This is a genomic window from Anaerobacillus sp. 63XJN7_4_ISO-PGPR-S23-413, assembly GCF_056173725.1.
Window position 1 is genome coordinate 3,058,879 of record NZ_CM149688.1, and the last position, 16,445, is coordinate 3,075,323.

Consider the following 16,445-nt stretch of genomic DNA (forward strand, 5'->3'; position numbering starts at 1 on the left):
TTTCCTCCTTCACTTACTAAACCGCTAAGCCTCCTGCACATTCTTTTGAGACTTCATTAATTTAATTGCCGCGATCATAGCATGCCCCAGTTTAAATGTAATCATGCATCGTATATAAGTTTGAATCGTTTTCACTTCATAAATTGGTGTTACGATGAGTTGAGGGACTGAATGAAGATTAGAGTAATGTGATAAAAGTGTGAAGATAGCGACTTTTGTATTCATAATAAGTTCAGCTACTACTGCAGTACTTGCAGCGTTTCCCATTCCAAAATTTGTTTCCCATTGAATCGTTCGAAATCGTGTCTTCCTAAGAAAAAACAAAACAGATGTTTTAGCCCCAAGCGTTTTTTTCAGTAACTGGATGACCTCTTTGAGGTCACCTTTCAGCCCCTCTTCTTCTTTGCTTGCTTTGACAGCCTCTTCCCCACCTTCTAATAACGTTTCAAGTGGTATGGTTGTCTCATAAATAACTAATCCGAAGAGGGCTTTCACAGCTATTTGAATTTCTTCAACTGAAGAAGAGTGTTCTATTGTGAACGTTACTCTTACTGTCGAAAAAACAATAAGGGGTAAGGAGGCGATCACTAATAAGCCAAATATAGCAACAAGAATAATAATCAATGAATAGCCTCCTCCCATATACCTTTCTATTTTGAGACAGTATTCATGAAAATAGAGTATAAAATAAACCTGCCCAATATGGACAGGTTTATTCATTCAGTATGTTCTTATTCTTCGTGCACAACAATTGTATCAGCGAACAAATCATGGATTCCTTGTTTCTTTTTCGTAAAAGCAACGACAAGGAAACCAACAAATAAGATTGTTTTACTAATAAATCGTCCAATGCCTTCTCTAAAAATAACCGTTCCCCATGTTAAAGTCGTGCTTTTAACAGAGGCTACCCTTAAACCAAAAAGCATTTTCCCTAGCGTTTGAGATAAGAACTTAGTCATCAGTATAAAATAAGCGTAATACACGATACCTGTTAATATCGCCTGTAGCGGCAGATAGGCAGGTTCATTAGCAGGAAGATCAAACCCCTTGATCATAGGAGTAATCAGAATTCCATTCAAACTTGCTACAACAATAATATCAACTAAATATGCCCAAAAGCGCATCCAGAAGCCAGCAAAACGCTCGTGCTTCACTTCTTTCTCTAAAGATGCGGGAGAGGCAGTCGTACTCATTGTTTCATCCATTCTGCCTGCCTCCTTATTCAGAATATAAATACATTAACTCAGGGGATTGTGGAGTGGATAATAACTGCTGGATGCCTAAGAGATCTTTATCAGGCCCCATGAGCTTAGCGGCCGTCATTTCAAAGAGAGAGTTTAATCCTAAGTTTTGCTTATATTGCACCACTTGTAACTTACGATCCCCCACGTCTTCTTTCATACCGGCAATTGTATCTTCAAGATTTCCCAGGTTATCAACAAGGTTAACTTCCTTCGCTTGCCTGCCATCATAAATTCTTCCGTCAGCAAGCTCCCTTACTTTGCTTTCATCCATTCCTCTACCTTCACTAACTACCCGAACGAATTCATCATATGAATTATCAATCATTGATTGGAGAATGTCCCGTTCTTCATCAGTCATTTCACGACTAGGAGACATAATATCTTTATGTGGACCGCTCTTAATTGTCTCCCATTTCACTCCTACCTTCTCAGCTAGTTCTGCATAGTTCATCGACTGCATAATAACACCGATGGAACCTGTAATCGTGGAAGGACTCGCAACGATTTTATCAGCTGGAGCTGAAATATAATAACCCGCAGAAGCCGTCATGCTTCCCATTGAAACATAAATGGGTTTATCCGTTTTCTCTTTAATCTCTAAGAGCTTATCATGAATCTCTTCACTTTCTACTACCCCGCCGCCCGGCGTATTAAGTCTTAAAATGATGCCTTTAACACTGTTGTCTTCCCCAGCATGCTCCAAACGTTTCATAAACACAGCATGATTGTATCCAGACTGTGGAAGAAAACTAGTGTTTGTTCCAGTATCTTGAATAACTCCTTCCACATTCAAAACCGCAATCTTATTCGAACTACTACCTTCCTCAATAACCGTCTCTGCAAATTGGTCCGTTGTGTTCATTTCTTCCTGCCATCCTCCAAATGCCAGACTAGAAACAAAATTAAACACGATTGATACGATAATCAGAACAACGGTAATGCCGAGGGCGATCCATCGTTTTCCATTCATAGTAAGCCTCCTCTATATCCTGATGCTATCTTATGTACGATGAAGCCAACTTATTGGTTTCATATTTTTGAGAATACCATACAAAATAAGGAATCGCACTCCTTAGAAGCGTTTGAACAAATTTAATGTGTCGAGAGAGGGAACCATAGAAAGTACACTTTACTCTTCTTTCCGCACTCGTTCATAGCCTTGAATAAATGAGCGAAATCATAATTTTTTCTTTTTTCTAAAAAGCGATAATGATAAAGTAAAGAAGACAAACAGATAGACAGGGAGGAATCTACATGCCAAATCGGCGTAATTTGTTTTTTTTCTATAAGCAGTCAAAAGAAATTCAGGAGAAAGTAGAACCGTTAAAGGCACTAGCAGAAAAAAACGATTTTCATATCGTAGAAAACCCTGAAGAAGCTAGCATTATTGCAAGTATTGGAGGAGATGGTGCTTTCCTTCAAGCCGTAAGAAAAACAGGTTTCAGAGAAGATTGCCTTTATGTAGGAATTTCTACTGGTGAGCTCGGATTTTATTGTGATTTCCACATCGACAACATCCAAAATATGGTGGGAGACATTTTGTCAGAAGGCATTGAAGTTCGTCGTTACCCGACGATTGAAGTAAAAGTGAACAATGAATCATCCTTCTATTGCTTGAACGAGTGCACCATTCGTTCGTCAATTATTAAGACACTTGCCATGGAAGTTTATGTGGAAGATTTTCACTTTGAAACATTTCGTGGAGATGGTCTCATTGTTTCCACACCAACAGGAAGCACGGCGTATAATAAGTCCGTAAACGGTGCAGTGGTAGATCCTAAGCTTGCTTGTATGCAAGTAAGTGAACTCGCTTCACTAAACAATAATCATTACCGCACGCTCGGCTCTCCTTTTATATTAAGTGATGAGAGAACGCTTTCTCTTCAAGTTATTCAGGATGGTAATGATTATCCTGTTATTGGTATTGACAATGAAGCAATGAGCATTCAGCATGCTCAAGAAATTCAAATTCATATCCCAGAAAAACGCATTAAAACTGTTAAGCTTAAAAACAATTCTTTCTGGCATAAAGTTCAAAGAAGCTTCCTCTAAACGAAAGAAGCGCCACAAAAATGTGCGGCGCTTCTTTTTTTATTGACTATGTTAACGAACATCGTTGAACTTCGGCTCATTTACGATCTGTTATAACCAATCGTTTTGAGCTAAAAAAAACGAGTTATCAACAATATAAATTCACATAGGTTTTTATTAGTAAAGAATTTTTTCTATGAGAGAGAACCACGCTCTTTTTGATAAACGATTGTTTCATCAATGACTGTCATAACAGCATCTGTTTGAATAATAAGGTCTGGATCACAATTAAAAATATCGCGATTTAATACAGTGAAATCCGCTGCAAAGTTCTCTTTAATCATACCTCTTTCACGTTCTCTTCCAATTGCAAACGCACTTCCTTTAGTAAAAAGAGAGACGCTCTCAAACACAGATAATTTCTGTTCAGGATAATATCCACCATGTGTTTCCTCAGGACGCTTTCGCGTAACTGCTGCATGAATACCTAACAATGGATTCACAGGTTCAATCGGTGCATCTGATCCACCTGCAATTGGAACGCCACTATCAAGCAGCGTTTTCCACGCAAATGACCATGTCATTCTTGCTTCGCCGAGACGCTCCATTACCCATGGAAAATCCGAAGCGACAAACCTTGGCTGAATATCAAGAATAACTGAAAGTTCTTTTAATCGTTTTAACAAATCATCACGCATGACCTGCGTATGGATAAGGCGATCTCTAAGCCCATGTGGAGCAGGATACTGTTCAATCGCTTCAATTGCATACTCGAGTGCCAAATCACCAATCACATGAATAGCCACAGGCATATCATGAACCCTTGCTTTCTTCACAAGTTCGGTAAGTCCTTCAATGCTATGAATCGCAACTCCTGACGTATCAGGAGAATCATTGTATGGATCGCTCAATAGAGCAGTACGACCACCAAGTGCGCCATCAGCAAAAATCTTCATCGCACCTAGCTCTACATAATTTGTTCCATCACCGAAACCTAACCCTTGCTTGCGCATCTGCTCGATTACTTCATGATGGACTAATAAATTAGCTCTAAATTTACGTTGTCCGTTGATGACATTTACGAAGGTCTCATAAGTACGTTTAAAACCACCATAGTAATTTAGATCTTCACTATGGCCACCTGTAACGCCTTTCGCTACAAGGTCATCGACTGAGCAAGATAGAGCTTTTTCAAGGTATTCAACACTTACTTCAGGCATAGCATCCTTTACTAGTTCCTGGGCACGATCCAATAAATAACCAGTTGCTCTGCCTTCATTATCCCTCATGATTACGCCACCTTCAGGATCTGGTGTATCATCCGTTATACCTGCAAGATCAAGGGCTATCGAATTCGCAAGTATGGCATGTCTACACACTCTTGTTAACATCATTGGATTATTTGGAGCAATATCATCTAATTCATCACGGTGGAAGATTTTGCGATCCTGAAAGTTGTTTTCATTCCAACCTTCCCCAATCACCCAGTCAAATGAGGCTGTATCATTCACTTTGTTAATCAGATGTCTTTTCATCTCTTCCGCTGACGTAGCCTCCGATAAATCGAGACGCAGAAGTTTTTCTCCATGTCCAATCATGTGGAGATGACTATCCACAAAACCAGGAATCATGACATTCCCTTTTAAATCATGTTTTTCTGTCATTTCTTTTTCGAACATAGAGGTTAGTTCTGATTTAGACCCGACCTTTTTGATACGGCCATTTTCTGTATAGACGGCTTCTACCGTTTCATTTTCATGTTCAAGCGTATAGATCTTACCACCAAACCAAAGCGTTCCCACTGATGTTCTCTCCTTTATGTAAATGTAAATTGTGAGCTAATTGTATCATTCCTCATATAAACTGTGAATCTTCTGGTTTTTCATCAAACTCTTGGTTGATTTTTCAATCATGATACAATAAGAATAACAAAGAGTATATGCAAGACAATTGTTGAAGGTGAGGAAATCTCGTTGAAAAAGAAAATCTTATTTACAGGTGGCGGCTCTGCCGGGCACGTTACAGTTAATTTAGCACTAATTCCTCGTTTTTTAAAAGACGACTGGGATATCCATTATATCGGTTCTGAGAACGGCATTGAACGTCAGTTAATTGAACCTGTCAAAGGGGTTACTTATCATCATGTTGCTACCGGAAAGCTAAGAAGATATTTTGACTGGAATAACTTCAAAGATCCTTTTAAAGTAATTAAAGGCGTAGGAGAGGCTTTTTCCATTATTAAACGTGAAAAGCCTTCTGTCATTTTCTCTAAAGGGGGATTTGTATCTGTACCTGTCGTAATCGCCGGAAAGATGAATGGAGTTCCTGTCATTATTCATGAATCTGATTTAACACCGGGACTCGCTAACAAAGTAGCCATCCCTTTCGCCTCAAAGGTATGTACAACTTTCCCTGAAACGGTAAACCATTTACCTGAAAGCAAAGCGGAATATATCGGCGCAGTTGTTCGTGATGAACTGAAAAGTGGCAAACGCTCCACTGGCCTTTCTTTTGCCGGATTCACTGGGACAAAGCCTGTTATGTTAATTATGGGCGGAAGTCTTGGTGCAAAACGAATCAATGAAGCTGTTCGCAATCAGTTAGATGAGCTTTTACAAACATATGATATTCTCCACCTTACCGGTAAAGGGCAAGTGGTTGAAAATTTGCAAATGCAGGGGTATAAGCAATTCGAGTATGTAACAGATGAACTTCCTCACTTATTAGCCATGGCTGATTTAATTGTCTCAAGAGCTGGTTCAAATTCTATTTTTGAGTTCCTTGCATTGAAAAAACCAATGTTACTCATCCCATTATCAAGAGCTGCAAGTAGAGGGGACCAAATTTTGAACGCCCAATCGTTCCAGAAATCAGGCTATGCGAATGTTCTATTGGAGGAAGATTTATCAGACGCTTCTTTCATAAAATCCGTACGTGAAACATTTGAGAACCGCTCGACATATATAAAAGCAATGGAACAGGATAATGCAGGTGATCAGGCAAATAAGATTGAAGCTTTAATTAAAAATAAAGCAAAAAAATAAGAAGAAGACCTCAAAGGTCTTCTTCTTATTTTTTACTGTATCCTCTATTCTAAGACGCCCCAAGAGTTTCTTTTTGACGAAGCTCAATTCTTCTAATTTTACCTGAAGTTGTTTTCGGAAGTTCTTCAATAAATTCAACTTTTCTTGGATATTTATAAGGCGCAGTTAGCTCTTTTACATGATCTTGTAGTGTACGAACTAAAGCATCTCCCGCTTGATTGGGATCTTTCAGTACAATATACGCTTTTACTATATTACCGCGAACTTCATCAGGACTTGCAACGACCGCACACTCCTGTACAGCCGGGTGTTTCACAAGAGCATCCTCTACTTCAAATGGTCCAATTGTATATCCGGAGCTAATGATAATATCATCACCTCTACCTTCAAACCAAAAGTAACCATCCTCATCTTTGGAAGCTTTATCCCCCGTTAAGTAATAGTCACCTCTGTACGCCATTTGCGTACGTTCCTGATCCTTATAGTACCGTTTGAACAGAGCAGGTACATCCTTATGGACGGCAATGTCTCCCACTTCTCCAACCTGAACAGGTTGACCATCTTCATTAATAATATCCACTTGATTACCAGGTGTTGGTTTCCCCATTGAACCTGGCTTTACTTCCATGCCTTTTAGAATGCCAACAAGTAATGTATTCTCAGTTTGACCATAGCCGTCTCTAACATCAATCTGAAAATATTTTCTAAACGTATCAATTACTTCACGATTAAGCGGCTCACCAGCTGAAACGGCGCTTCTGAGAGCAGGCAATTTGTACCTAGTTAAATCATCTACCTTTGCCATTAAGCGATACTCTGTTGGTGTACAACATAAAACATTAATATCATATTCTGAAAGAAAACCAAGGTACGCTTCTGGATCAAATTTACCACTATAAACAAAACCAGTTGCGCCACTACATAATGTGGCAACAAAAGGGCTCCAAATCCATTTTTGCCACCCTGGTCCTGCAGTTGCCCAAACGTTATCTCCCTCATGAATATCGAGCCATGAGGCTGAAGAAGTTCTTAAATGAGCATATGCCCAACCATGACTATGAACAACGCCTTTAGGATTTCCCGTTGTTCCAGACGTATAGGAAAGGAATGCCATGTCTTCTCTTGATGTGGCCACGCCAGCGAAAGAAGCGCTTTCATTTTTAGCTTCATCCAGTAAAGATATCCATCCATTAGCACGATTGCCTACAATGAATCTATGTTCCAAAGAAGGCGCTTCGTCTTCTACACCTTCAAATGATTCAATAAGTTCTGCTTCACAGATAACCGCTTTTGCTTCGGCATGATTAATTCGATAGATCAAATCTTTTTTTCTCAACATTTCTGAAGAAGGAATAACGACTAGACCCGCTTTCAAACAGGCAATGTATACGGCATATGTATCAATTAACCTGGGCATCATGATCAAAACACGATCTTGACTTGTTAATCCCTGGGCAGTTAGCGCGCCAGCGATGCGATTCGCCTTTTCAAATAAATGTTTATATGTAATTTCTTGAACTTCGCCTTGATCACTTCGCCATTTTAAGGCCACTTTATCTTCTTTAGAAGTAAAGCGCTCCATCTCGATTGTTAGATTGTAATGTTCAGGTGCAATTAAGTCCTGCATTCTTATCCCCCTTTATTCTGCAATAATTACATTATACATAAAAGTATGAAAGTTTTGAACATTATTGCCGATAAAAAAGGAGAAGGTGTCTAATTCACCTTCTCCAAGCCATTATATTAAATTATTTGGAGTATCCTCCGAATTGCTGTTCAGATTGTTGAACAAGACGCTTCGTGATCTCGCCGCCAACTGAACCGTTTGAACGTGAAGTTGAGTCTGGACCAAGATTCACACCAAATTCAGAAGCAATTTCGTATTTCATTTGATCTAAAGCTTGTTGTACACCTGGTACAACAAGGTTGTTTGAGCTGTTATTAGCCATGAGTTGTTCACCTCCTTGACACTATCATTTGATAGAGAAGGGAGGGTTATTCTCATTAACTATTGGTAGTATGGTTAAATGTTGGAAGATTAAAGTAAGTCATCAAATGAATCATCTTTTTCCTTAATAACAATCGTTTCAACACCACTTACAGCCTCTTCTACTAATTCATCAATTGGTAAGTATTGTTCAAATTTATTTGCATGTTCCCGTTTTGGTTTTGTCTTAGGTGCATCTGGCAAGAACACCGTGCAACAGTCCTCATATGGCCGAATCGAGATATCATACAGGTCAATAGCTCTTGAAATCCTCATAATCTCAATTTTGTCCATAGAAATAAGAGGCCTTAGAACAGGATAATTTGTCACTTCGTTAATTGTATTCATACTTTGAATCGTTTGACTTGCTACTTGTCCAAGACTTTCCCCTGTTGCAATGGCAAGTGCTCCACTTTTTTCTGCTAACTTTTCCGTGATTCGCATCATCATTCTTCTCATAATTGTCATGCTGTAATTATCAGGCATTTCTTTTTGAATTGATTTCTGTGTATTTGTAAACGGGACAATATGAAGGCGAATGTCTCCACCGTATCGAGAGAGAACTTTTACAAGATCCTCTACTTTCTGGCGTGAACGCTCACTTGTAAAAGGAGGGCTGTGAAAATGAACTGCTTCTACTTTTACTCCCCTTTTCATCGTTAAATAACCCGCGACTGGACTATCGATACCACCTGATAACATCAACATTACCTTATTATCTTGAGCAGTTGGAAGACCTCCAGCACCTTCTGAATTATCGCAACTAAGATAAGCACCATCTTGCTTCACTTCTACCTTCAATTCCATGTCAGGATTGTGGACATCCACCGTTAATTTTTCTGTATTAGTAAGAACATAACCGCCTATATCGCGATTCATATCTTGTGAGCGATGTGGAAATTGCTTGAAAGGTCTCCTAACTGTTACTTTGAAAGTCATACTTTCATTACCCATTTGATCCTTAACAAGCTGTAATGCCTTTTCTTTAATAAGATCGAGATCGTGTTCTGTCTTGATGGCGACACTAAGGGAGTGAATGCCAAAAATCGTTTTTAGTTTCATAATTATCGGATCTGGATCCTCTCCATTCAATTTCACAATCATTCGGTCAAAAGATTGATGAACCTCAATGGATGGATAGTCAGACAATACCTGCTTCACTCTTTTTTTCAAAGCAGTGATAAATCCTTTTCTGTTTTTACCTTTAAGTGAAATTTCCCCGTAGCGAAGAATGATATGATCATACATAGCTATTACCTCATTACATGTTTTAGTTTGGGTATTACTTTTTGAAGCTCTTCAAGAAAAAATTCTACTTCCTCTATCGTTGTATCAAAAGAAAGGCTTATTCTAATAGCCGACTTTGCCCCTTGATCTGATAAACCAACAGATGTTAATACGTGGCTTGCTGCTGCTGTTTTGGAAGAACACGCCGAACGAGTTGACACATAAATTTCTTTTTCCTCAAGCGTATGAATCAATACTTCCGGCTTAATACCAGGGACTGAGAAATTAACAATATGCGGAGAACCTAATCGAGTACTATTTAACTTCACGCCTTCAATATCGGAGAGTTCTTTTAGCAACAGCGTTTGTAATGTTTTTAACTTCTCCTTTTGAGCATCCGCTTTACCTAAAAATATTCGAAGAGCCTTTGCCATCGCGACGATTCCAGGACCATTTTCTGTACCTGAGCGAATGTCGCTTTCCTGCCCCCCTCCTGAAAGCAGTGGAAATAAAGACAGTTTATCTCGTTTTATTAATATCCCATTACCTTTTAGCCCATGAAATTTATGCGCCGAATAAGAGACTAAATCCGCTTGTACTTCATTAAAGTTGAGTGGCACCTTACCAATTCCCTGAACATCATCAATATGAAAGAAGGCACGTGATTTTTGTTTAATCAACTTTCCCGCTTCTTTTATTGGTTGAATGGCACCCATCTCATTATTCACGTGCATAATAGAAACAAGAATGGTTTCAGGAGTGAGCGCCTCTTCAAGATCATCTAGAGAGATTTCTCCTTCTCTGTTAACAGGTAAATACGTCACTTCAAATCCCATGGATTCAAGCTGCCGGAAGGACTCCAAAACGGAAGCATGTTCTATACTCGTAGTAATGAGGTGCTTACCTCGATTCATATATTGAAGTGCTGAACCTTTAATAGCCAAATTATTACTCTCAGTTCCACCAGAAGTAAAAATAATTTCATTCATTTTAACTTGTAACAAATCTGAAATACTCATTCTCGCTTGTCGAAACAATCGCTCTGCTTCTCCACCTTTTCGATGGAGAGAAGATGGATTAGCGAAAAAATTTTCAGCTGCTTTTCGATATGCATCAAGTACTTCTTTATAGGGCTGCGTTGTAGCACTATTATCCAAATAAATCATATTATGACACCTTCAGTCATCTTATATTTCCAACTAATAATCCTACCATAGGTCAAACAAATCACCAAATCAAATATTCTAGATAATGAGATAGATTCATCATTTTGTTCGTTACGCTAAGAATGGTTATGATTACCAAGGTCGAACGAACGCTGCTAGAATGGCAGATAAATTATTTGAATTATTAATCATTTTGGTTTTGTTATGATTTGTCGATCAATTGTGTTAATATAAAGTCCGAAAATTAGGACATGTTAAACAGTTTAATCAGGAGGCCCTTATGAAGTTGAAATTATCAAATAAAGACATTTTGACAATAGGATTAATGCTTTTTGCTCTTTTTCTTGGAGCAGGAAACATGATTTTCCCACCCGCGCTCGGTCATTCTGCTGGGAGTAATATTTGGGTAGCAACAGCTGGTTTTCTCATCACAGGGGTTGGACTTCCTCTTTTAGGCGTGACGGCGATTGGGTTAACGGGGGGAAACTTAAAAGATATTGCTTCTAAAGTTCACCCCACTTTCGGATTTGTATTCACTGCGATCCTCTATCTTGCGATTGGGCCATTCTTTGGAATCCCACGTACCGGGACGGTAGCATTTGAAATTGGTGTCGTGCCATTTTTGAATGAATCAACGAATGTTACCGGGATGCCATTATTTATCTATACCCTTATTTTCTTCGGTATTACGTTTTGGTTATCACTGAATCCTTCAAGATTAGTGGATCGAGTGGGAAAGATCTTGACACCTTTATTACTTCTAGTTCTTGGAAGTTTAATCGTAGGAGCTTTTATCCATCCACCAGGTCCACTTTCAGCCCCTTCAGCGAAGTATGAGGACGGCGTTTTCTTTAAAGGGTTCATTGAAGGTTATCTTACGATGGATGCAATTGCAGCTCTTGTATTTGGAATTGTGGTGATTCAAGCCGTCAAGGATAAAGGCATCACAGATCGAAAAACCATTTCCATCGCTGTATTGAAAGCTGGAATCCTAGCAGCAATAGGGTTAACGGGTATTTATTTATCACTTGCCTATATAGGAGCTACAAGTGTTAACCTTCTTGGTTCAGTCAATAACGGAGGAGAAATCCTCTCTAGTGTTGCGAGTTACCTGTTCGGCTCATTTGGCACATTTCTTCTTGGAGCCGCGATTACATTTGCTTGTTTAACAACATCTGTAGGACTAGTAACGGCATGTGGCGAGTATTTCTCAAAAACGTATCCAAAGCTTTCTTATAAGTTTGTTATTCTGATCATTACAATTTTCAGTGCTTTTGTGGCAAACCTTGGACTGACTCAATTGATTACATTTACATTACCTGTTTTAATTGCGATTTATCCTGTAGCAATTGTATTGATCTTCTTAACATTCATGAGCTACCTATTTTCTATCCATCACTACGTTTATAGGGGGGCTATCATTTTGACAATCCTTATAAGTGTCCCCAATGCCCTTGAGGGCGCCGGGATTATAATGCCTGGGATTACCATTCTACATAAGCTCCCACTCTATAGTGATGGCGTAGGATGGATTGTACCCGCTATCATAGGTGGAATAGTAGGATGGATAATATCTAAGAAAGATAGAACATCATAATTTTTTCTAACGCAGACAAATTGTCTGCGTTTTTTTAAAAAGAAAAATACTGATTACAACAAAAAACTCTCCTCAATGAGGAGAGTTATGATTTAACAGGTTCTCTTACATCATCTTTCAACGATTGAAGCACCTGTGGATCAACCTTTTCAATGGCAGCTTCAGCTGTTGATAATGCTTCATCGTACTCATATTGTCTGAAGTGATCTTCTGCTTTTTGAAGCAGTTCATCTACACTTCTGTGCTTCCCTCGATATCGATTCCCAAACTGAATCAAGCGTTCGGTCAGAATGGCGTCTTCGACAAGCTTTTTTGTTATTTCAGTACTATGTTCAACCGCACGTTCAGCATCAGAAAGCACTTCATTAATTTGATAAATATCAAGCGGTACGTCTGAAAGACGATCACTTAATTCTACAATGATATCCTCTGCCAGTTCATAACCATCTAAATATGATTCTGGAATGCCTGGTAGATTACTTAACTTCATCATTCTTCTTGATTCAATTAATCTTCTCTTCAAATCTTTAATCGTCTCAAGCGCTTTAAGCTCATCTTTTCTTAACATATGCAAATTCTCTTTTTGAATTTGCATTTCATGATCAATTGAAGCAAGATCTTCTTTTAAGGAAAGCACCGTTTCAGCAAGTGTGGTAAATGCCTGCTTATTGCCTTCAACTGCTTCAATAACAGCATTAAATCGAATATGCATATCAGAAATCTTTTTCTCAATTTCCTTAATCATTTTCAATTCCTGTTCCTCTAAACGGTAACTGAGCTGCACAACATTCGTTTCTTCTTGCAAGTCTTGAAAGTGATTATTAGTTTTAAGCAGCTCATGTTCAAGCTCCTCTACTTTCTCCGTAACAAGATGCCTTGCATCTACTTCAGATTCCAATTGATCATATAGTCCTTCAATATTTCTTCGCACTGTATCAATTTCTATCTTGATCTCTTCGACTTCCGTCTTCTCAATAGCCGAATCCCATCTGACTAAATCCGATTCGACGTGTTCAATATGATCTTGAATTTCCAAATGATCAAGTACATAGCCTTCAGACTCCATCACGGAAGTTCCATCTTCAAGTTCTTTTAGTTGAGAAGGTATCTGCGTATGCACAAGCGCTATTAATTCTGGTGTAACAGAAATTTTTTCTTGAACAGCTGTTAACCGCTCTTGGATTTCTTTCAACACACTTCTAGCTTCAAGATAGTTACCTTCTTCGGTTAGTTGTTCATAGCGCTTAAGATCTTGTTTAAGTTCTTCGAGTTCAGCTTCTAGGGTAGGATAAGCCTTACCAAGTGAACGATTTTGTGAAAGAAGTCGCTGTTTGGCTTCCCTGAACACCTCTTGAACGGAAACAATTTCTGTTCTATTCTGCTCTTCACTCGAAACGAGCTCATTAATATCTTCTAACATCAGTTCAATACGCTTTTCAATCTGTTCTAATCGTTCACGAGTTTCAACTAATGTTGCTTTCGCTTTACTAAAGCGATACCTCTCAGCAGCTTCCTCGGTATCCATAAGCTGCTCTTCCAAGTTGGGAAGCTTAACTGCTACGATCTCATCCCACTCTTCACGCCATTTTTCAAATTTTTCTTCCGTTTGACCTGACATTGTTAGACCTTTCACCTTCGAAATCTCATCTGTCACAGGTCTGTTTAATATATCAATCTTCCATTCTTCTAGACGATCGATTTCATTGTATATTTTTCTTCTAGCAAAAGTGCCGTATAAAATGACGGCAACAAGTAAAATAATCGCAATGACAATATACTCCAACGGAAGCACCCCTTCTTCCACATCATCAATTTATGTATACATGCTAAAACAGCAGTCTAAATCATCAGATATAGATCTTTTATAAACGAATATGTACGAATTTCATCAATGTTTTTATGATACCATGTAATTACCTCTTTGACTAAATAAATTCAATATTCGACAACTAAAATCCTTGATTTTATTATAAACTTTTTCATTTATTGAAAGAAGGTGCTTTTGGATGATTATTTCATATGATGGACACATACACTCTCCTTTTTGTCCACATGGATCAACAGATTTATTTGAGGATTACGTAGAAGCTGCTATTCAGTTCGGTTACAAAGGCATGACATTTACTGAACACGCTCCTCTCCCACAAAATTTCCATGACCCTGTTCCAAATCAAGATAGCGGAATGAAATGGGAAGTACTAGAAAACTATTTTAAAAATATTCAGCAGCTAAAACATAGATTTAAGGGAAAAATTGAAATTAACTGTGGACTAGAGGTTGATTTTATTGAAGGCTATGAAGAAGAGACAAGGCAGTTTCTTAATACAGTAGGACCACAATTAGATGATGCGATTCTTTCTGTTCATTTTTTGAAAGAAGGAACTAACTATACTTGCCTTGACTATAGTCCAGAAGCTTTTGAACAACTAATTGCTTCATTGGGTTCCGTTGATATGGTTCACCAAAAGTATTACGAAACGCTATTGAAGTCAGTCCATGCTGATCTAGGAAAGTATAAACCTACTCGAATTGGACATATAACTTTAGCAAATAAATTCCAGAAAAAACACCCGTCTAAAAGTTCCTTTTTCTCGGAAATCTCTACATTACTTGATGCGATTAAAGAAAGCGGCTTTTCATTAGATTATAATGGAGCCGGAACAGTGAAACCTTTATGTGGAGAGCCATATCCAACTGACTGGGTTATACGTGAAGCAATAAAACGAGAAATCCCTCTCGTCTATGGCTCAGATGCTCATAGCGCAAAAGGGATTGGTCAAGGAGCAGAACGACTTCTTACACACTCTCTACAATCACCAACCTTGCTTAGCCGTTCATAACGAACGGCCTTGCTTCCCAAATTCCAGTCTTACAAATATATCGTTCTATCCATTCATTTAATTGTTTCGTATATCGTTCAATAAAGTAATGTTCATTTGGCTGAATATGATGCACTTCTAGTATATATTGAGGTTGCAAAAATGGCATAGAAAGCATGCCTCTCATTTGCATGATGATATAATCAATGGATTGTGGACGAAATTCCTCCCTTGCAAACCCCACCTCAAATATTTTGCTAAAGTAGTACTTTTCTTTTGCTAGATAAGTGGTCATGATTTCCCGAACAAGCACTGAATCAAAAGTGATCTCCCGAAGTACAAACCTGGCGAGTTGCCTATTCTGATACTGATACTCCATAATCCTTTCAATAGCTTCAGCGAGACAGCTTCTGGCAGATCGCGCGTCAAGCTGCTGATATACTTTTTCGAGTTCCTTTACATACCCTTCTAGAAATGACGTCATTAGAAACTCAGCTAACCCCTTTTTGCCGTTAAAATAATACGAAATTAAGGCAACATTCACATCCGCTTTACCCGCTATATCTCGCACTGAAGTACCGTTAAAACCCTTTGTATTGAAAAGTTGAATGGCGGCCTGTATGACACTTCGCTTCGATGCTGTATCTCGCTCCTGTTTCACTAGGAACCACCTCCAAATAATACGATCTAAATTATTGATTCGGTAATAACATAGGCAATCCTTTATTAATCGTACGACAAAATATGTGTATTAATCTGCAAGATTTGATATGATGTTCATAATTTCGATGTAAGGAAGAGGTGTTTTGACATGTTTGAAGTCGAATCCTATTCAGGCAAAAGAGAAAAAGATTATCAAATGGTAATTAAACAACTAAGAGCACTGCTAGATGGTGAAACAAATCAGCTCGCTAATCTTGCAAATGCCTCTGCTTTATTAAATCAGTTTCTAACAGATGTCAATTGGGTTGGGTTCTATTTATACGAAAAAGAGACCGATCAACTTGTGCTCGGGCCTTTCCAGGGACTTCCAGCATGCGTTCGTATTCAGAACGGTAAAGGAGTCTGTGGCACAGCATCTAAAGAAGGCAAGACGATGCGAATTGACAATGTTCATGATTTCCCCGGACATATTGCATGTGACGCTGCTTCACAATCTGAAATTGTAGTGCCAATGTACATTTCAGATAAGCTCCTCGGAGTACTTGATATCGATAGCCCTAAAGTTGGCCGTTTCGATGAATTGGATCAGGAGTATTTAGAGAAATTTACTGAAGCATTGCAAGATTTTCTTTAGAGTTAAAGTAAAGTATTTTGTACCTATACTACT

Annotated in this window: 15 protein-coding genes; 5 read left to right on the forward strand and 10 right to left on the reverse strand. The window is 38.5% G+C overall.

Annotated elements, in window-relative coordinates:
• Positions 1 to 24: 24 nt before the first annotated feature.
• The 3 genes from AC0VYO_RS16160 to sppA form a co-directional block, all read right to left on the reverse strand.
• Positions 25 to 624, reverse strand: a complete 600-nt coding sequence (locus AC0VYO_RS16160) for a DUF2953 domain-containing protein (protein ID WP_430241455.1) — start codon at positions 622 to 624, stop codon at positions 25 to 27.
• Between the two features lie 107 nt (positions 625 to 731).
• On the reverse strand, positions 732 to 1,205 hold the full coding sequence (locus AC0VYO_RS16165) for an RDD family protein (RefSeq protein WP_430241457.1): 474 nt from the start codon (positions 1,203 to 1,205) through the stop codon (positions 732 to 734).
• Positions 1,206 to 1,218: 13 nt separating this feature from the next.
• Positions 1,219 to 2,214, reverse strand: coding sequence for a signal peptide peptidase SppA (sppA, locus tag AC0VYO_RS16170; protein WP_475367799.1), 996 nt, complete (start codon positions 2,212 to 2,214; stop codon positions 1,219 to 1,221).
• 284 nt (positions 2,215 to 2,498) lie between these two features.
• Between sppA and AC0VYO_RS16175 the strand changes: the two genes are divergently transcribed.
• Positions 2,499 to 3,296 (forward strand): NAD kinase, encoded by a 798-nt coding sequence (locus AC0VYO_RS16175; protein WP_475365615.1) that lies wholly within the window; start codon positions 2,499 to 2,501, stop codon positions 3,294 to 3,296.
• Positions 3,297 to 3,469: 173 nt separating this feature from the next.
• Here AC0VYO_RS16175 and AC0VYO_RS16180 read toward each other — a convergent pair whose 3' ends face one another.
• Positions 3,470 to 5,077 (reverse strand): amidohydrolase, encoded by a 1,608-nt coding sequence (locus tag AC0VYO_RS16180; RefSeq protein WP_475367800.1) that lies wholly within the window; start codon positions 5,075 to 5,077, stop codon positions 3,470 to 3,472.
• A 171-nt stretch (positions 5,078 to 5,248) separates the two neighbouring features.
• Between AC0VYO_RS16180 and AC0VYO_RS16185 the strand changes: the two genes are divergently transcribed.
• On the forward strand, positions 5,249 to 6,319 hold the full coding sequence (locus AC0VYO_RS16185) for an undecaprenyldiphospho-muramoylpentapeptide beta-N-acetylglucosaminyltransferase (protein ID WP_475367801.1): 1,071 nt from the start codon (positions 5,249 to 5,251) through the stop codon (positions 6,317 to 6,319).
• Positions 6,320 to 6,368: 49 nt separating this feature from the next.
• Here the strand turns inward: AC0VYO_RS16185 and mbcS are convergent, their stop codons facing one another.
• From mbcS to AC0VYO_RS16205, 4 genes are all read right to left on the reverse strand, one after another.
• Positions 6,369 to 7,952 carry an acyl-CoA synthetase MbcS gene (gene mbcS, locus AC0VYO_RS16190; protein WP_475369070.1) on the reverse strand — a complete coding sequence of 528 codons (1,584 nt, stop codon included), beginning with the start codon at positions 7,950 to 7,952 and terminating at the stop codon, positions 6,369 to 6,371.
• Between the two features lie 115 nt (positions 7,953 to 8,067).
• The gene (locus AC0VYO_RS16195) at positions 8,068 to 8,268 is read right to left on the reverse strand and encodes an alpha/beta-type small acid-soluble spore protein (RefSeq protein ID WP_098444548.1); all 201 of its coding nucleotides are present in this window, start codon (positions 8,266 to 8,268) and stop codon (positions 8,068 to 8,070) included.
• 89 nt (positions 8,269 to 8,357) lie between these two features.
• Positions 8,358 to 9,560 (reverse strand): tRNA uracil 4-sulfurtransferase ThiI, encoded by a 1,203-nt coding sequence (gene thiI, locus AC0VYO_RS16200; protein WP_276511810.1) that lies wholly within the window; start codon positions 9,558 to 9,560, stop codon positions 8,358 to 8,360.
• Complete coding sequence (locus tag AC0VYO_RS16205) at positions 9,560 to 10,699, reverse strand: cysteine desulfurase family protein (RefSeq protein WP_430241467.1); 1,140 nt, start codon at positions 10,697 to 10,699, stop codon at positions 9,560 to 9,562. The genes thiI and AC0VYO_RS16205 overlap by 1 nt, the downstream gene beginning before the upstream one ends.
• Before the next feature lie 280 nt (positions 10,700 to 10,979).
• Here AC0VYO_RS16205 and brnQ point away from each other — a divergent pair, with 280 nt between their 5' ends.
• A complete protein-coding gene (gene brnQ, locus AC0VYO_RS16210; protein ID WP_475367802.1) occupies positions 10,980 to 12,296 on the forward strand; it encodes a branched-chain amino acid transport system II carrier protein in 1,317 nt (438 codons plus the stop codon).
• 85 nt (positions 12,297 to 12,381) lie between these two features.
• On the opposite strand, the gene ezrA is transcribed toward brnQ, so the two are convergent.
• Positions 12,382 to 14,079 (reverse strand): septation ring formation regulator EzrA, encoded by a 1,698-nt coding sequence (gene ezrA / locus AC0VYO_RS16215; protein WP_430241473.1) that lies wholly within the window; start codon positions 14,077 to 14,079, stop codon positions 12,382 to 12,384.
• 223 nt (positions 14,080 to 14,302) lie between these two features.
• Between ezrA and hisJ the strand changes: the two genes are divergently transcribed.
• The gene (hisJ, locus tag AC0VYO_RS16220; protein ID WP_475367803.1) at positions 14,303 to 15,136 is read left to right on the forward strand and encodes a histidinol-phosphatase HisJ; all 834 of its coding nucleotides are present in this window, start codon (positions 14,303 to 14,305) and stop codon (positions 15,134 to 15,136) included.
• On the opposite strand, the gene refZ is transcribed toward hisJ, so the two are convergent.
• Positions 15,123 to 15,776 carry a forespore capture DNA-binding protein RefZ gene (gene refZ, locus AC0VYO_RS16225; RefSeq protein ID WP_475365619.1) on the reverse strand — a complete coding sequence of 218 codons (654 nt, stop codon included), beginning with the start codon at positions 15,774 to 15,776 and terminating at the stop codon, positions 15,123 to 15,125. The two genes, hisJ and refZ, sit on opposite strands and share 14 nt — an antisense overlap.
• A 150-nt stretch (positions 15,777 to 15,926) precedes the next feature.
• Between refZ and AC0VYO_RS16230 the strand changes: the two genes are divergently transcribed.
• Positions 15,927 to 16,412, forward strand: a complete 486-nt coding sequence (locus AC0VYO_RS16230) for a GAF domain-containing protein (RefSeq protein ID WP_475367804.1) — start codon at positions 15,927 to 15,929, stop codon at positions 16,410 to 16,412.
• Positions 16,413 to 16,445 lie beyond the last annotated feature (33 nt).

What these genes read in the sequence shown, in the direction of transcription:
- AC0VYO_RS16165 (WP_430241457.1), bottom strand. Translation starts at nt 1,205, where the DNA reads ATGGATGAAACAATGAGTACGACTGCCTCTCCCGCATCTTTAGAGAAA.
- sppA (WP_475367799.1), bottom strand. Translation starts at nt 2,214, where the DNA reads ATGAATGGAAAACGATGGATCGCCCTCGGCATTACCGTTGTTCTGATT.
- AC0VYO_RS16175 (WP_475365615.1), top strand. Translation starts at nt 2,499, where the DNA reads ATGCCAAATCGGCGTAATTTGTTTTTTTTCTATAAGCAGTCAAAAGAA.
- AC0VYO_RS16195 (WP_098444548.1), bottom strand. Translation starts at nt 8,268, where the DNA reads ATGGCTAATAACAGCTCAAACAACCTTGTTGTACCAGGTGTACAACAA.
- AC0VYO_RS16205 (WP_430241467.1), bottom strand. Translation starts at nt 10,699, where the DNA reads ATGATTTATTTGGATAATAGTGCTACAACGCAGCCCTATAAAGAAGTA.
- brnQ (WP_475367802.1), top strand. Translation starts at nt 10,980, where the DNA reads ATGAAGTTGAAATTATCAAATAAAGACATTTTGACAATAGGATTAATG.
- hisJ (WP_475367803.1), top strand. Translation starts at nt 14,303, where the DNA reads ATGATTATTTCATATGATGGACACATACACTCTCCTTTTTGTCCACAT.
- AC0VYO_RS16230 (WP_475367804.1), top strand. Translation starts at nt 15,927, where the DNA reads ATGTTTGAAGTCGAATCCTATTCAGGCAAAAGAGAAAAAGATTATCAA.